The sequence below is a fragment of the Mycobacterium sp. genome (assembly GCF_051006775.1).
Taxonomy (GTDB): domain Bacteria; phylum Actinomycetota; class Actinomycetes; order Mycobacteriales; family Mycobacteriaceae; genus Mycobacterium.
This window is the reverse complement of the sequence record NZ_JBPCSX010000001.1, coordinates 1-13,990: the sequence shown is the minus strand read 5'-3', so window position 1 is coordinate 13,990 and position 13,990 is coordinate 1. Positions and strand designations below refer to the sequence as shown.

14 protein-coding genes are annotated in these 13,990 nt (G+C 66.7%); 4 read left to right on the top strand and 10 right to left on the bottom strand.

Going from position 1 to position 13,990, the window contains the following annotated elements:
• Window positions 1-4: 4 nt before the first annotated feature.
• The 4 genes from cobO to mqo are packed head-to-tail and all read right to left on the bottom strand — an operon-like array spanning window position 5 to window position 4,432.
• Window positions 5-619, bottom strand: coding sequence for a cob(I)yrinic acid a,c-diamide adenosyltransferase (cobO, locus tag ACR2JI_RS00070; protein WP_526386726.1), 615 nt, complete (start codon window positions 617-619; stop codon window positions 5-7).
• Window positions 619-2,484 (bottom strand): VWA domain-containing protein, encoded by a 1,866-nt coding sequence (locus ACR2JI_RS00065; RefSeq protein WP_526386724.1) that lies wholly within the window; start codon window positions 2,482-2,484, stop codon window positions 619-621. Before ACR2JI_RS00065 ends, cobO begins: the two co-directional genes overlap by 1 nt.
• Complete coding sequence (locus tag ACR2JI_RS00060; RefSeq protein ID WP_526386722.1) at window positions 2,481-2,936, bottom strand: GNAT family N-acetyltransferase; 456 nt, start codon at window positions 2,934-2,936, stop codon at window positions 2,481-2,483. The genes ACR2JI_RS00065 and ACR2JI_RS00060 overlap by 4 nt, the downstream gene beginning before the upstream one ends.
• Window positions 2,933-4,432, bottom strand: coding sequence for a malate dehydrogenase (quinone) (gene mqo, locus ACR2JI_RS00055; RefSeq protein ID WP_526386720.1), 1,500 nt, complete (start codon window positions 4,430-4,432; stop codon window positions 2,933-2,935). Before mqo ends, ACR2JI_RS00060 begins: the two co-directional genes overlap by 4 nt.
• Before the next feature lie 17 nt (window positions 4,433-4,449).
• Between mqo and ACR2JI_RS00050 the strand changes: the two genes are divergently transcribed.
• Both ACR2JI_RS00050 and ACR2JI_RS00045 read left to right on the top strand, forming a co-directional pair.
• Window positions 4,450-5,469: an alpha/beta hydrolase gene (locus ACR2JI_RS00050; RefSeq protein ID WP_526386718.1), complete on the top strand. Its 1,020-nt coding sequence runs from the start codon at window positions 4,450-4,452 to the stop codon at window positions 5,467-5,469.
• 501 nt (window positions 5,470-5,970) lie between these two features.
• Window positions 5,971-6,540, top strand: a complete 570-nt coding sequence (locus ACR2JI_RS00045) for a hypothetical protein (RefSeq protein WP_526386716.1) — start codon at window positions 5,971-5,973, stop codon at window positions 6,538-6,540.
• A gap of 105 nt (window positions 6,541-6,645) precedes the next feature.
• On the opposite strand, the gene nicT (ACR2JI_RS00040) is transcribed toward ACR2JI_RS00045, so the two are convergent.
• Window positions 6,646-7,743: a Nickel transporter NicT gene (nicT, locus tag ACR2JI_RS00040; protein WP_526386752.1), complete on the bottom strand. Its 1,098-nt coding sequence runs from the start codon at window positions 7,741-7,743 to the stop codon at window positions 6,646-6,648.
• A gap of 54 nt (window positions 7,744-7,797) precedes the next feature.
• Here nicT (ACR2JI_RS00040) and ACR2JI_RS00035 point away from each other — a divergent pair, with 54 nt between their 5' ends.
• The gene (locus ACR2JI_RS00035) at window positions 7,798-8,241 is read left to right on the top strand and encodes a Fur family transcriptional regulator (protein WP_526386714.1); all 444 of its coding nucleotides are present in this window, start codon (window positions 7,798-7,800) and stop codon (window positions 8,239-8,241) included.
• A 183-nt stretch (window positions 8,242-8,424) separates the two neighbouring features.
• A complete protein-coding gene (gene nicT, locus ACR2JI_RS00030; protein WP_526386712.1) occupies window positions 8,425-9,459 on the top strand; it encodes a Nickel transporter NicT in 1,035 nt (344 codons plus the stop codon).
• Here nicT (ACR2JI_RS00030) and ACR2JI_RS00025 read toward each other — a convergent pair.
• From ACR2JI_RS00025 to ACR2JI_RS00005, 5 genes are all read right to left on the bottom strand, one after another.
• On the bottom strand, window positions 9,436-10,149 hold the full coding sequence (locus tag ACR2JI_RS00025) for a FadR/GntR family transcriptional regulator (RefSeq protein ID WP_526386710.1): 714 nt from the start codon (window positions 10,147-10,149) through the stop codon (window positions 9,436-9,438). The genes nicT (ACR2JI_RS00030) and ACR2JI_RS00025 overlap by 24 nt on opposite strands.
• Before the next feature lie 8 nt (window positions 10,150-10,157).
• Window positions 10,158-10,946 carry a 3-oxoacyl-ACP reductase gene (locus ACR2JI_RS00020; RefSeq protein WP_526386708.1) on the bottom strand — a complete coding sequence of 263 codons (789 nt, stop codon included), beginning with the start codon at window positions 10,944-10,946 and terminating at the stop codon, window positions 10,158-10,160.
• Window positions 10,947-10,960: 14 nt separating this feature from the next.
• A complete protein-coding gene (locus tag ACR2JI_RS00015; RefSeq protein WP_526386706.1) occupies window positions 10,961-12,328 on the bottom strand; it encodes an aldehyde dehydrogenase family protein in 1,368 nt (455 codons plus the stop codon).
• On the bottom strand, window positions 12,325-13,068 hold the full coding sequence (locus tag ACR2JI_RS00010) for a gamma-glutamyl-gamma-aminobutyrate hydrolase family protein (RefSeq protein ID WP_526386704.1): 744 nt from the start codon (window positions 13,066-13,068) through the stop codon (window positions 12,325-12,327). Before ACR2JI_RS00010 ends, ACR2JI_RS00015 begins: the two co-directional genes overlap by 4 nt.
• Window positions 13,055-13,990 (bottom strand): glutamine synthetase family protein (locus tag ACR2JI_RS00005; protein ID WP_526386702.1); only part of this gene is annotated, 936 nt, incomplete at its 5' end. The genes ACR2JI_RS00005 and ACR2JI_RS00010, both read right to left, overlap by 14 nt.

Sequence of the window (13,990 nt, the reverse complement as noted above, 5' to 3'; positions counted from 1 at the left end):
ATGCTCACCACTCGATCCCCCGCTGACCCTTTTGGCCGGCATCCATCGGGTGTTTGACCTTGGTCATCTCGGTGACCAGGTCAGCCGCATCGAGCAGCTGCTGCGGCGCATCGCGACCGGTGATGATCACATGCTGGCGTCCGGGACGGTCGCGGAGCACCTCGACAACGTCGTCGAGGGGCACCCAACCCCACTTCAGCGGATAGGTGAACTCGTCAAGGACGTAGAAGTCGTGGGTTTCGGCGGCAAGGCGACGGGCTATCTCCGCCCAGCCCTCGGCGGCTGCGGCTGCGTGATCCTCGTCAGAGCCCGGTTTACGCGACCAGGACCACCCCTGGCCCATCTTGTGCCACTGGACCGGACCGCCGACACCGCGCTCGGCGTGCAGGACGCCGAGTTCGCGAAAGACGTTCTCCTCCCCTACTTTCCACTTGGCGCTCTTGACGAACTGGAACACCCCGATGTCCAGACCGGCGTTCCAGGCCCGCAGTGCCATCCCGAAGGCCGCGGTGGACTTGCCCTTCCCCGGACCGGTGTGGACTGCCAGCACCGGCTGGACGCGACGCTGTCTGGTGGTCAGTCCGTCCCCGGGAACGGCTACCGGCTGTCCCTGCGGCATCAGGCCACCCGGCGCAGGGCCGTCTGACGAAGGACCCCGGTCAGATTGTCGGCGCGCAACTGCTCGAGGCGCAGCACCGGCGCACCGAGTTGGCCGGCCAGCACCGCGGCCAGGCCCAACCGGACATACGAGGTCTCGCAGTCCACCACGACCGCGGCCGGACCCTCGGCGGCCAGCCTCGCGGCCGCCCTCGCACTGCGTCCAAGCGGATCCGGTCCGCCGGTGGCCCGGCCGTCGGTGAGCACCACCACCAGGGGGCGTCGCACCCGGTCCTTGACCCGTTCGCGCACCACCACGTCCCGGGCGGCCAGCAGACCTTCGGCCAGCGGTGTGGTGCCGCCGGTATCGAACCGGGAGAGCCGACGGGAGGCGATGTACGCCGAGGTTGTCGGTGGCAGCACCAGTCGAGCGCCGTCGGCCCGGAACGTGATCACGGCCACCTTGTCGCGGCGCTGATAGGCGTCGCGCAGCAGTGACAGTGCGGCGCCGGAGACCGCAGCCATCCGATCCCGGGCAGCCATCGAACCGGAGGCGTCGACGACGAAGATCACCAGATTGCCCTCGCGGCCAACCCGTTCGGCGCACCGGATGACCTCGACGCCGGGTCGCAACCGGCCGCCACCGCCGCTGCGTCCTGCGGCGCTGAGCACCGTACCGAACAGATGGATACCGTGGCCGCGCTCCGGCGTAGAACTGGGCCGCACCACTGCTCCCGAGGAGTTGCGGGCAGCTGAGCGGCGTCCGACGGCGCCGTCGCCGATCCCCGGCACCGTCAGCGCGCGGGTCCGGAACGCCTCCGACGGCGGCGGGGCCGGTTGCGGATCAGATCCGGCGTTCCGCTGGCGCGCAGTGGTTTCCGCCGATCCGTCGGCCGACTTTCCGCCCCCTCCCGGGTCGGGGTCTGGGTCGGGATCGCCGTCACCGGTACTCGCGGCAGCCTCCCGCATCACCTCATCGAGTCGCTCGGGATCCAGTCCCGGATCGTCGAACGGGTCACGGCGGCGGCGATGCGGCAACGCCAGTTCGGCCGCCACCCGGACGTCCTCCTCGGCCACGGCCACCACCCCGCGCCAGGCGGCGTGCGCAATGGCGGTGCGGGCCACCACGAGGTCGGCCCGCATACCGTCGACATCGAAGGCGGCACAGACCGCGGCGATCCGATTCAACTCGGCGTCGTCGAGGACGACATGATCGATCAGTCGCCGGGCCTCGACAATGCGGTGGGCGAGATCGTGGTCGGCCTCGGCCCAGCGGCCGGCGAATTCCTGCGGGTCGGACTCGTAGCCGAGCCGGCGGCGGATCACCTCGGTGCGGATGGCGACATCACGGGAGGCGGCCACATCGACGGTCAGCCCGAACCGGTCGAGCAGTTGCGGACGCAGTTCGCCCTCTTCGGGATTCATCGTGCCGACCAGTACGAAGCGGGACTCATACGAGTGCGACACCCCGTCGCGTTCGACATTCACCCGGCCCATCGCCGCCGCGTCGAGCAGAACGTCGACCAGATGGTCGGGCAGCAGGTTGACCTCGTCGACGTAGAGCACACCGCCGTTCGCGCGATTCAGCAGACCGGGTGAGAACGCGTGCTCACCGTCGCGGAGCACCTTCTGCAGATCCAGCGAGCCGATCACCCGGTCCTCGGTGGCCCCGATCGGAAGCTCGACGAGTCGGGATCCGGGATCTGCTCCCGGATCCGCCTGCGCCAGCACCGCGGCCAGCGCGCGGACCGCGGTGGACTTCGCGGTGCCCTTCTCGCCGCGGATCAGGACACCGCCGATCTCAGGCCGCACCGCGCACAGCACCAGGGCCAGCCGCAGCCGGTCGTGGCCGACGATGGCGCTGAACGGGTAGGGCGGCCGGTTCACGTCCGGCGCACTCGCGACATCGGGAAGTGCGGTATGCCGTCCTCGAGGAATTCCTCACCGGCCGTGACGAATCCGTGCCGCGCATACATGTCGACCAGGTAGCTCTGCGCATTGATATGGCAGGGGTGGTCGCCGACCTCAGCAAGTGCGGCCTGCAGCAACCGAGTGGTGTGCCCGTGTCCGCGAGCCGGGATCTGGGTGCAGACCCGTCCGATCCGGAAGGACTTGTGGCCGCCAGTGTGTTCCTCCATCAGCCGCAATGTGGAGATCACCGCGCCACCCTCGGCCTCCAGCCAGAAGTGCCGGGTGTCCTTCTCGAGGTCGCGGCCGTCGAGTTCCGGGTAGGGGCAGGACTGTTCGACGACGAATACCTCCACCCGGAGCTTGAGCAGCTCGTACAGGGTGGCCGCGTCGAGGTCCCTACCCCAGCAACGCCGCAGCGCGGCGGTCACACCACTCCCGCGCGGCTCTGCAGGCCGAGCACCCGGGTGCCGTGGTCCCAAACCTCAGTGAACAGCGCCGGTTCGTCGGAGAGTTTGACTCCCAGCGACGGCACCATCTCCTTGAGCTTGGGCTCCCAGGACCCATAGCGGTCGGCGAAGCAGCGCTGCATCACCTCGAGCATCGCGGGCACCGCGGTGGAGGCACCCGGTGAGGCGCCCAGCAGTCCGGCGATCGATCCGTCCGCAGCCGCGAGCACGGTGGTGCCGAACTCGAGCACGCCGAGCTTCTTCTTATCGCGGCGGATCACCTGCACGCGCTGGCCGGCGATATCGATCTCCCAGTCATTGCCCTGTGCGGTCGGTGCGAACTCGCGCAGGGTGTTCACCCGGTCCCCGAAGGACTGCAGCAGCTCACCAACGAGATACTTCACCAGGGAGAGTTCGGTGAGCCCGACGCCGACCATCGACAGCAGATTGTCCGGCTTGACCGACAGCGGCAGATCGGAGAACTTGCCGGTCTTGAGGAACTTCGGCGACCAGCCGGCGAACGGTCCGAACAACAGCCAATCCTTGCCGGTGATCACCCGGGTGTCCAAGTGCGGCACCGACATCGGCGGGGCGCCCAGCGGCGGCAGACCGTACACCTTGGCATGGTGACGCCCGGTCAGGTCTGGGTGGTTGGTGCGCAGCCATTGGCCACTGACCGGGAAGCCGCCATAACCCTTCGCCTCTTTGATACCGGCCTTCTGCAGCAGCGGCAGCGCGCCACCACCCGCGCCGACGAACACGAATCTGCTTGCGATGGTGAACTTCTCGCCGTTGCGGCGGTTGAGCAACTTGACCGTCCAGCTGCCGTCGGACTCCTGATGCAAACCGCGCACCTCGTGACCGAACAGGGTTTCCATACCCCTCGAGGTGCCGAAGCCCAGCAGTTGGCGCGACAGCGCGCCGAAGTCGACATCGGTGCCGGCCTCGGTCCAGTTCAGTGCTACCGGATCCGCGAAGTCGCGGCCCTCGGCCATCAGCGGCAGCCGACGCGCGAACTCGTCGGCATCGTCGATGAATTCCATGCTCGCGAACAACGGGTTACGCACCAGGGTCTCCTGGCGGCGGCGCAGGTAGTCGACGTTCGCCGCACCCTGGACGAAGCTGACATGCGGGACCGGGTTGAGGAAGCTGCGGACATCGTTGAGGATGCCGTTCTCATGGGCGTAGGCCCAGAACTGGCGGGTCACCTGGAACTGCTCGTTGATGTTGATCGCCTTGGCGATGTCGATGCTGCCGTCCGACTTCTGCGGGGTGTAGTTGAGTTCGCAGAGAGCCGAGTGCCCGGTGCCGGCGTTATTCCACGGGTCGCTGCTCTCCGCGGCGGCCGCGTCCAGGCGCTCGACCAGGGTGATGGACCAGTCCGGTTCGACCATCCGCAGCAATGCGCCCAGCGTGGCGCTCATGATTCCGGCGCCGACCAGGAGTACGTCAGTTTTGATGACAGCCTTATCAGACATAGGGCTAGGTTACTTCCGTGATCACAGCGCGGGCGAACTGGGCTGACTGGTCCTCCGACGTCCTGCCCGGCCATCAGCAGGCCACCGCGACGTTGGGCGCCGACCCCGACGGCGAGGGTCAGATCTTCGCCACGCTGGTCCGCAAACCCGGGCCCGCTGCCCCGCTGGCGGTGCTCGGTGTGCACGGGTTCACCGACTACTTCTTCAACACCGAACTCGCCGATCATTTCGCCGGTGCGGGCGCCCGGTTCTACGGACTCGACCTGCACAAGTGCGGGCGGAGTTGGCGGGACGGGCAGACCCCGCACTTCACCACCGACCTGACCCGCTACGACCGCGAGCTTGAGCTGGCGATGGGTGTGATCGCCGCCGAGAATCCCGCAGCCCGGGTGCTGGTCTACGGGCATTCCACCGGCGGCCTGGTGGTGGCGCTGTGGTTGGACCGGATCCGCCGCCGCGGTGACACCGCGACATCGCGGCTGGCCGGCCTGATTCTCAACAGCCCGTTCCTGGACCTCAACGGGCCACCGGTGCTTCGAGCCAGGGCGACCTCCACGGCGATCGGGGCCGCGTCGAAGGTCGCCAAGACCCGCGTCGTCCGCCCGGCGGGCAAGGGCGGCTACGGGCTGACCCTGCACCGCGACTACCACGGCGAGTTCGACTACAACCTGAAGTGGAAACCGGTGGGCGGCTTCCCGATCACCGTCGGCTGGATCAACGCGATCCGGCGCGGCCAGGCGGCGTTGCACCGCGGCCTGGACGTCGGCGTGCCCAACCTGATCCTGCGCTCCGACCACAGCGTCGCCGAGGACGCCGGCACCGAGGTGATCCAGCGCGGCGATGCGGTACTCGACGTCGGCCACATCGCTCAGTGGGCCGGCTGTGTCGGCAACCGGCAGACGGTCGTTCCGGTGGCCGACGCCAAACACGACGTGTTCCTGTCGCTGCCGGGCCCGCGCGCGGTCGCCTATGCAGAGCTGGACCGCTGGCTCGGCCAATACGACGGTTTCCTCGCCGCCCGACCGTCAGTCGACTGACAGATAACGCCCCCGGAACTTTTCCGCGCCGCGCGCGACTCAATACGTGGAACACCACCGAGTCGAATCGCTGACGGGAGAAGGCCGATGGCCAAGGGAATAGGTAAGGGTGCGCCGAAAGTTGTCGGCGGACTACTCGCGGCGGGCGTGCTTGCGATGGGTGGGGCCCAACCTGCAGTCGCGTCAGCCTGCCCCGAGCACGAACACGGGTCTGATTCCGGGGGCGGCACCAGCGTCGGTGACAATCCCGGCGCCAACGCCGCCAGCAATACCAACTCAGGACCGAAAACAAATAGCGCGAAGACCAGAGGTGCAGGCGGCAGCCGAGACGGCGGAAAGGCCGACTCAACGCGCAACAAGACCTCTACATCCGGAGCCGAACCAATCTGCACCGATCTGACCGGCAGGGCCGACTCCGGCCCGTGCGTTTGATCGCTGTCTCCGCGTCACAAGGCCCGTAACCAAGCAACCCGCACAACTCACGAGCGAAAGGGAAATTTGATGATGGATACGAAAGCCAAGGGGGCGGCACTCACCGGTGCCGTCATTGCAGCAGTCCTCGTGGTGGGATCGCCAGCAGCGGGAAACGCTGTGGCGCACGGCCTGAGCACCCCGTCTGGCGAGGCCGTCGGCCGGGTCGGGTTGGACAACCCCGCTCCCGTGATGCGAATCGTCCAGGCGATCGGTGACCGTATCTTCAACCAGAGCACCCCGTTGAACCAGGCACTGGATAACTCAGAGCTCGGAACGGGTTACCACTACGCATTCGGGACACCGAATTACGCGGCGCCGACTCACGGCCACAACGGTGTCTTCGTCGGGATCCTGAACACCCCCGAGGCAAAGATCGGCTACGACAACGCCCAGGCAGCCGGCTGGTCCCTTCCAGCTGAGAAAGACCTTCCCGGAACCATGATTCGGACGCTGTCGGGGGTTCCCGTCACCCCGACCACCCACAGCGGAGCGGCAGTGTCAGCGACGAGCGCGACAGCACGATCAGCAAAATCGATATCGGCCGCGACCGTTCGAGCAGCCGCGCGCCCCGGGGCATCGAAGACGCTGTCGAGATAGACGCCGGTCACCGGCTGAGTCGACGCCCTATCTCGCGGTCGGCGAGCTACCAACGCCTCCCCCGGGATAGGGCCGTCGGCCGGGAAAACCACGCAGCGCGGGCCTTCAGCTCTCCGGGACGGCCCATTTCTCCTCGATCCGGCCGAATCGCCAGATCACCAGTGCCACAACCCAGGTCAGAACGAAGAGGCCGACGATCGCGAAGCCGACGATGTTGAGATTCAGCCCGCTGATCCAGTCCCAGAAGCCACCGGTCCACCCGAGTTGTTCGGCCAGCAGCCCGAGCAACTCGATGGTTCCGACGATCAGCGCCACCGCGACCGACAGCCCGGTGATGGTGATGTTGTAGTAGACCTTGCGCACCGGGTTGGAGAACGCCCAACCGTAAGCGAAGTTCATGAACGTACCGTCGATGGTATCCAGCAGGGTCATACCCGCCGCAAAGATCACCGGTAGGCACAGGATCGCGTACCAGGGCAGACCCACGGCGGCGCTGGTGCCGGCCAGCACCAGCAGTGCGACCTCTGTCGCGGTGTCGAATCCCAAGCCGAACAGCATGCCCAGCGGATACATCTGCCAGGACTTGCTGATCGAACCGGTGAACTTCTTGAACAGCCGGTTGAGAAACCCGCGGTTGTTGAGGTGATGCTCCAACTGCGCGTGGTCGTAGTCACCGCGCCGCATGGCGGCGAACACCTTGAGAATGCCGACCAGTATCACGATGTTGATCGCTGCGATGAGGTACAGGAAGAGGCCGGAGACACTGGTGCCGATCAGCGCCGTGTAGTGATGCAGGGCCGAGTCCGGCTCACGTACCGGGCCGACGATCGTCTTGACGCCCAGCGAGATCAGCAGCGCCAGGCCGAACACCACGCTGGAATGGCCCATCGAGAAGAAGAATCCGACACCCAGAGGTCGCCGGCCGTCCTCCATCAGTTTGCGGGTGGTGTTGTCGATGGCCGCGATGTGGTCGGCGTCGAAGGCGTGCCGCAATCCCAGCGCATAGGCGGTCAACCCGACGCCCATACCCAGGACCGTGTCACCGAGGTCGAAATGCTGGGGCGCGACCACCAGGAACAGGGTTCCCCAACCGATGATGTGCAGCAGGGTCACGAAGCCGAACATCGCGGCGAGTTCGGCCCACTCCCGACGGGTCAGCCCGGTGCGCAGTCGTTCCCAGCGGCTCACCGTCACATTCTGCAACTCATTCGCAAGTATTGTCCTGCGAATCACTGGCAATACCGACACACTGGAGGAATGGACGAGGGCGCCGAGGAACGTATCGGGGCACTGCTGCGGGCGCACGGTCTGCGGCGGATGCCGTCGCGGATCGCGGTGCTCTCCGTTCTGGAACCGGTGGACGGTCACCTGTCGGTCGCTGACATCCACCAACGCATCGTGGACAGCGGCGGCCAGAGCCCCGACCTGGCTACGGTGTACCGCACCGTCACGACCCTGGTGGATCAGCACGTATTGCACGCACTGGCCGTCGAAGGCGGCGTGACCACCTATGGCCTGACGGAGAAACCGCATCATCACGCGGTGTGCACCGAATGCGCCACCATCATCGAGGTTCCCGCGACGCGACTGTCGGCCGCACTGGAGCACGCCATCGAGGGCAGTGCGTTCACCCTGTCCGAGCAGGCCGGCCTGACCCTGCACGGGCTGTGCCCGGATTGTCAGACCCGGACCTCTCGGTAACGCCTGCCACACGCGGTATGGTCGGCGGGTTAGCAGTTCGGACGGTGCGGAAACCGGTGTGATTCCGGTGCGGTCGCGCCACTGTGTCCGGCCGTTGCGGCAGCACGCCGTCGGCCGGTAGCCAGACCCCCCGGCCGGGCATAACCCACGACGGGGACGCGAAATCCCCCTGCGGAGGTCGCTGTGACCGTTGTTTCCAACCGCGTACGCACCGGTGGTCTGATCGCCACCGTCGCCGCTCTGCATGTAGCCGGCTTCGGGGGTCTGGCATTGGCGGCTCCCGACTCTCACCACGCCGGCGGGCAGGTGCTCTCGATCGGACTCGGCCTGACCGCCTACATGCTCGGCCTACGACATGCCTTCGACGCCGACCACATCGCGGCCATCGACAATGTCACCCGCAAACTCGCCGCCGACCGCACGCGGCCGAGAACCGTCGGATTCTGGTTCGCACTCGGACATTCCGCGATGGTCGTGGCACTGGCCCTGACGGTCGTGGCGGCTACCACCGCCGCCGGCGTGCTACTCGACGACAACTCGCCGGCCCGTCACGTGCTGGGAATCGCCGGGACCGTGGCCTCTGGTGGATTTCTCTACCTCATCGCCATCGTCAATCTGGTTGCACTGGTTGGGGTCTGGCGAATCTACACGGATCTGCGCGCAGGCCGCTTCGATGACGGAGCGTTCACCGAGCAGATGGACAACCGCGGTGTTCTGGCCCGGGTCCTACGACCCGTGATGCGCCGCATCACCCGCCCCTCACAGATGATCGTGGTGGGGATGCTGTTCGGGCTGGGATTCGATACCGCCACCGAGGTGGCACTGCTGGCACTGGCCGGCAACGGCGCTGCCGCCGGCCTTCCGTGGTTCACGGTGCTGACCCTGCCACTGCTGTTCGCAGCCGGAATGACACTGATGGACTGCATCGACGGCGTCTTCATGGCAGCGGCCTATGACTGGGCCTTCGCCAACCCGCTCCGCAAGATCTACTACAACCTGACCATCACCGGCCTGTCCGTTGTGGTGGCACTATTCATCGGCAGCGTCGAGTTGGTCTCGGTGCTGCACGACAATCTGGGCTGGACCAACCCCGTCAGCGACGCGATCAGTTCGATCAAGCTCGACCACATCGGATTCGTGGTGGTCGGCCTTTTCGCATTGACCTGGGTGGCCGCGATCCTCCTCTGGCGCAGTTCAGTCCAAGAACCCGTGCAGTAGCGCCGATGAGCCGGCGACGTGGATGAGCATGGCCGCGGCGGCTTCCTCCGGATCACCCGCCAGGATCGCACCGACGACCGCCTCATGCTGTTCGTCGGAGTGGCTGACATTGCGCTGCAGCAACGGAATTCGGTCCAGCAGCGCGTTGACCCGCATCCGGTTCTCGGCCACCAGTGACACCAGCGACGGCGAGCCTGCCGCCTCGGCGATCGCCAGATGCAGCCGCGAATCCAGTCTGCGATAGTCCTCCGGGCTGGCGGCCCGCAGTTCGGCCAGCCGGGCCCGCAACCCGTCACGCTCGCCGGGACTCACCGTCCGCACCGCAGCCATCCTGGCCGCACCAACCTCGAGTATCTCCCGCAGCCGCAGCGCGTCGTCCATCTCGGCGCGGCTGATCCCGGTCTCATCCCCGCTGGGAGCGGGCAGTTCATCGGCCAGGAACGTGCCGCCGTAGCGACCTCGCCGCGACACCAGGTACCCGGCGTCCGACAGCGATTTGATGGCCTCACGGATGGTCTCGCGGCTCACCGCCAGCCGGGCCGCGAGTTCACGCTCGGGGGGCAGACAGTCGCCGGGCGCCAGCACCCCGAGCCGGATGGTCGCCAACAGCCGGCCGACGGTGTCCTCGAACGGATTCGCCAGCGGACGCAGCAGCGCCTCGCTGACTCCGAACGGATCGGGCTGGGCCATCGGTGTGCCTACAGTGGGGTGACGTAGTGGCCGCTGATCCCGCCGTCGACCAGGAACGTGGCGCCGGTGATGAAGGACGAGTCGTCGCTGGCCAGGAATGCCACCGCGGCAGCCAGTTCCTCCGGCTCGGCGAATCGACCCATCGGGACGTGCACGAGCCGCCGGGCCGCCCGTTCGGGATCGGAGGCGAACAGCTCCTGCAGCAGCGGGGTGTTCACCGGTCCGGGGCACAGCGCGTTGACCCGGATGCCCTGGCGGGCGAACTGCACCCCGAGTTCACGCGACATCGCCAGCACTCCGCCCTTGGAGGCGGTGTAGGAGATCTGCGATGTCGCCGATCCCATCACCGCGACGAAGGAGGCGGTGTTGATGATCGAGCCCTTCTCGGCCGGCACCATATGCCGCAGGGCGGCCCGGCAGCACAGGTACACACTCTTGAGATTGACGTCCTGAACCCGCTGCCAGGCCGGCAGCTCGGTGGTCTCGATGAGATCGTCGTCGGGCGGTGAGATCCCGGCATTGTTGAACGCGATATCCACCGAGCCGTAGGCGGCCGCAGCCGCATCGAAGAGGTTGTCGACCTGCCCCTCGTCGGAAACGTCCACCGCGACGAACAGTCCATCGAGCTCGTCGGCCACCGGTTCACCGGTCTTCGGGTCGATATCGCCGACCACGATCGTCGCCCCCTCGGCACGCATGCGCCGGGCGGTGGCCAGCCAGATTCCGCTGGCGGCTCCGGTGATCACCGCGACCTTCCCGGCAAGCCGCCGGGTCAGGTCGATTTTCGGGGCGGTCATCGTGTCTTTGGTACTCACTGAGTCTCTCCGATCGCGTAGAAGACGTTCTTGGTTTCGGTGAAGTGCAGCGGTGCGTCCGGCCCGAGCTCTCGGCCCAGCCCGGATTGTTTGAATCCCCCGAACGGAGTGTTGAAGCGCACCGAGGAATGCGAGTTCACGCTGAGGTTTCCCGCTTCAACCGCACGTGAGACGCGCAGTGCCCGGGACAGGTCGTCGGTCCAGATGGACCCGGACAATCCGTAGTCGGTGTCATTGGCCAATGCGACGGCATCCGCCTCATCGTCGAACGGCAGCACCACAACCACCGGTCCGAAGATCTCCTCGGTGACCGTGCGGTCGCCCCGGTTCGGGGTGAGAACCGTCGGCGGGAACCAGAAGCCGGGCCCGTCGGGGGCTGATCCCCGGAACGCCACCGGGGCGTCGTCGGGCACGTAGGCCGCCACAGATTCGAGATGCTTACGCGACACCAGCGGTCCCATCTCGGTGTCCCGTGCGGCGGGGTCACCCACCACGACACCCTTGACCGCCGGTTCCAGCATCTCCATGAACCGATCGAACACGCTGCGCTGAACCAGGATTCGGCTGCGGGCGCAGCAATCCTGGCCGGCATTGTCGAAAACCCCGTACGGTGCGGTCGCCGCAGCCTTCTCCAGATCGCAATCGGAGAAGACGATATTGGCGCTCTTGCCCCCGAGTTCCAGGGTGACGCGCTTGACCTGCTGGGCCGCGCCGGCCATCACCTGCACACCCACCTCGGTGGAGCCGGTGAAGACGATCTTGCGAACATCCGGATGGGTGACGAACCGCTCCCCCACGATGCTCCCCTTGCCCGGAATCACCTGGAACAGATCCGGCGGCAGACCGGCCTCCACGGCCAGCTCGCCGAGCCGGATGCTGGTCAGCGGGGTCCATTCGGCGGGCTTGAGCAGTACGGCGTTACCGGCCGCGAGGGCTGGCGCGAAACCCCATGAGGCGATCGGCATCGGGAAGTTCCACGGGGTGATCAGACCGACGACACCGATCGGCTCATTGAACGTGACGTCGAGGCCACCAGCAACCGGAATCTGCTTGCCGGACAATCGTTCCGGTGCCGCGGAATAGTACTGCAGCACGTCACGGACATGCCCGGCCTCCCACTCCGCGGCGGACAGCGGGTGTCCGGAGTTGGCCACCTCCAGGGCCGCGAGTTCAGCGACGTGTGCATCGACCACCGCTGCGAAGGATCGCAACGTGGCAGCCCGGTGCGCCGGAGACTGTGCCGCCCACATCTTCTGGGCAGACTTGGCACGCGCCACCGCGTCATCGACGGCTGCGATATCAGCGAGCTCGACTGTCCGCAGCACCTGTTCGGTTGCCGGGTTGATCACATCGGTTGTGCTCAACTACCCACCCTTTCGGTCGCATGAACTTTCGCGGCCTCCACCAGACCGGACAACAACCGCAGATCCCCGAGGGTCTCCTCGGGATGCCACTGCACCGCCACCACGAAGTCATCGCCGGGCATCTCGATCGCTTCGATGACGCCCTCGTCGTCGGCGGCGCTGACCACCAATCCGTCGGCGAGGCGGTCGATCGCCTGGTGGTGGTAGCACTGCACCTGCGCGCTCTCCCCGATCAGCCCGGCCAGTCTGCTGCCGTCGGCGGTGCGCACCGTTGAAGTGGAGAACACGGCGTTGCCCTGCTGATGGTTGGCATGGCCCACGACATCGGGCAGATGCTGGTGCAGGGTGCCGCCGAGTGCGACATTGAGGACCTGGGCCCCGCGGCAGATCCCCAGAACCGGGGTGCCGCTGTTCAGCGCGGCTCGCAGCAGCGCGAACTCCCAGGCGTCGCGGTCACGTGCCGGTTCGTCGGTGGACGGGTGCGGATCGTGGCCGTACCTCGCCGGGTCGACGTCGCGGCCACCGGTGATGATCAGACCGTCGAGACCGTCGATCACCCGGGCGGCGATCCGCGCGTCGACCGGTTGCGGCGGCAACAGGGTCGCGATGCCGCCGGCCCGGGTGACGCCCTCGATGTAAACACCGGGCAGGAAGCTGGCGGGCACGTCCCACACCCCGGACTGGGTGCGCTGGCGGTAGGTGGTGAGACCGATGACCGGCGCGGTTTCAGAAGCGCTCAAAACCGCGCACCCGCTCCCAGTCGGTGACCGCCGCGTTGAATGCAGCCAGTTCGATACGTGCGTTGTTGAGGTAGTGCTCGACCACCTCCTCGCCGAACACCTCCCGCGCCAGCGCCGAACCTTCGAACAGATCGGCGGCCTCGGCCAGTGTCGTCGGCAGCCGCTGTGCGTCGCTGTCGTAGGCGTTGCCGGCCAGCGGGGCGGGAAGTTCCAGTCCGTTGTCGATACCGTGCAGGCCACCGGCGATCAGGGCCGCGACCGCCAGGTACTGGTTGACGTCACCGCCGGGAGCACGGCATTCCACCCGCATGGAGTGACCGTGGCCCACCACTCGCAGCGCGCAGGTGCGGTTGTCCACTCCCCACGCGATGGCCGTCGGGGCGAAGCTGCCTTCAACGAAACGCTTGTAGGAGTTGATATTCGGCGCGTAGAAGAGGCTGAACTCGCGAAGCGTGGCCAGCAGGCCGGCGATGAAATGAGCGAACATGGCGGACATCTCTTTGCCATCGGCGAAGACTGCGGTCCCGTCGTCATCGCGCAGCGAGATGTGGATGTGGCAGCTGTTGCCCTCGCGCTCGTCGAACTTGGCCATGAAGGTCAGACTCTTGCCGTGCTGATCGGCGATCTCCTTGGCGCCGTTCTTGTAGATGGTGTGGTTATCGCAGGTGACCATTGCGTCGTCATAGCGGAACGCAATCTCCTGCTGACCGAGGTTGCACTCCCCCTTGACTCCCTCGCAGTACATTCCCGCGCCGTCCATGCCGAGCCGGATGTCGCGCAGCAGCGGCTCCATCCGGGTCGAGGCGTGGATGGCGTAGTCGATGTTGTAATCACTTGCCTTGCGCAGACTGCGATACCCGGCCGACCATGCGTCCCGGTAGGTGTCCTCGAAGACGATGAACTCCAGTTCGGTGCCGACGAA

Coding starts and splice junctions, on each gene's coding strand:
- mqo (WP_526386720.1), bottom strand. CDS start 4,432: ATGTCTGATAAGGCTGTCATCAAAACTGACGTACTCCTGGTCGGCGCC.
- ACR2JI_RS00020 (WP_526386708.1), bottom strand. CDS start 10,946: ATGACCGCCCCGAAAATCGACCTGACCCGGCGGCTTGCCGGGAAGGTC.
- cobO (WP_526386726.1), bottom strand. CDS start 619: ATGCCGCAGGGACAGCCGGTAGCCGTTCCCGGGGACGGACTGACCACC.
- ACR2JI_RS00025 (WP_526386710.1), bottom strand. CDS start 10,149: ATGGCCCAGCCCGATCCGTTCGGAGTCAGCGAGGCGCTGCTGCGTCCG.
- ACR2JI_RS00045 (WP_526386716.1), top strand. CDS start 5,971: ATGATGGATACGAAAGCCAAGGGGGCGGCACTCACCGGTGCCGTCATT.
- ACR2JI_RS00035 (WP_526386714.1), top strand. CDS start 7,798: ATGGACGAGGGCGCCGAGGAACGTATCGGGGCACTGCTGCGGGCGCAC.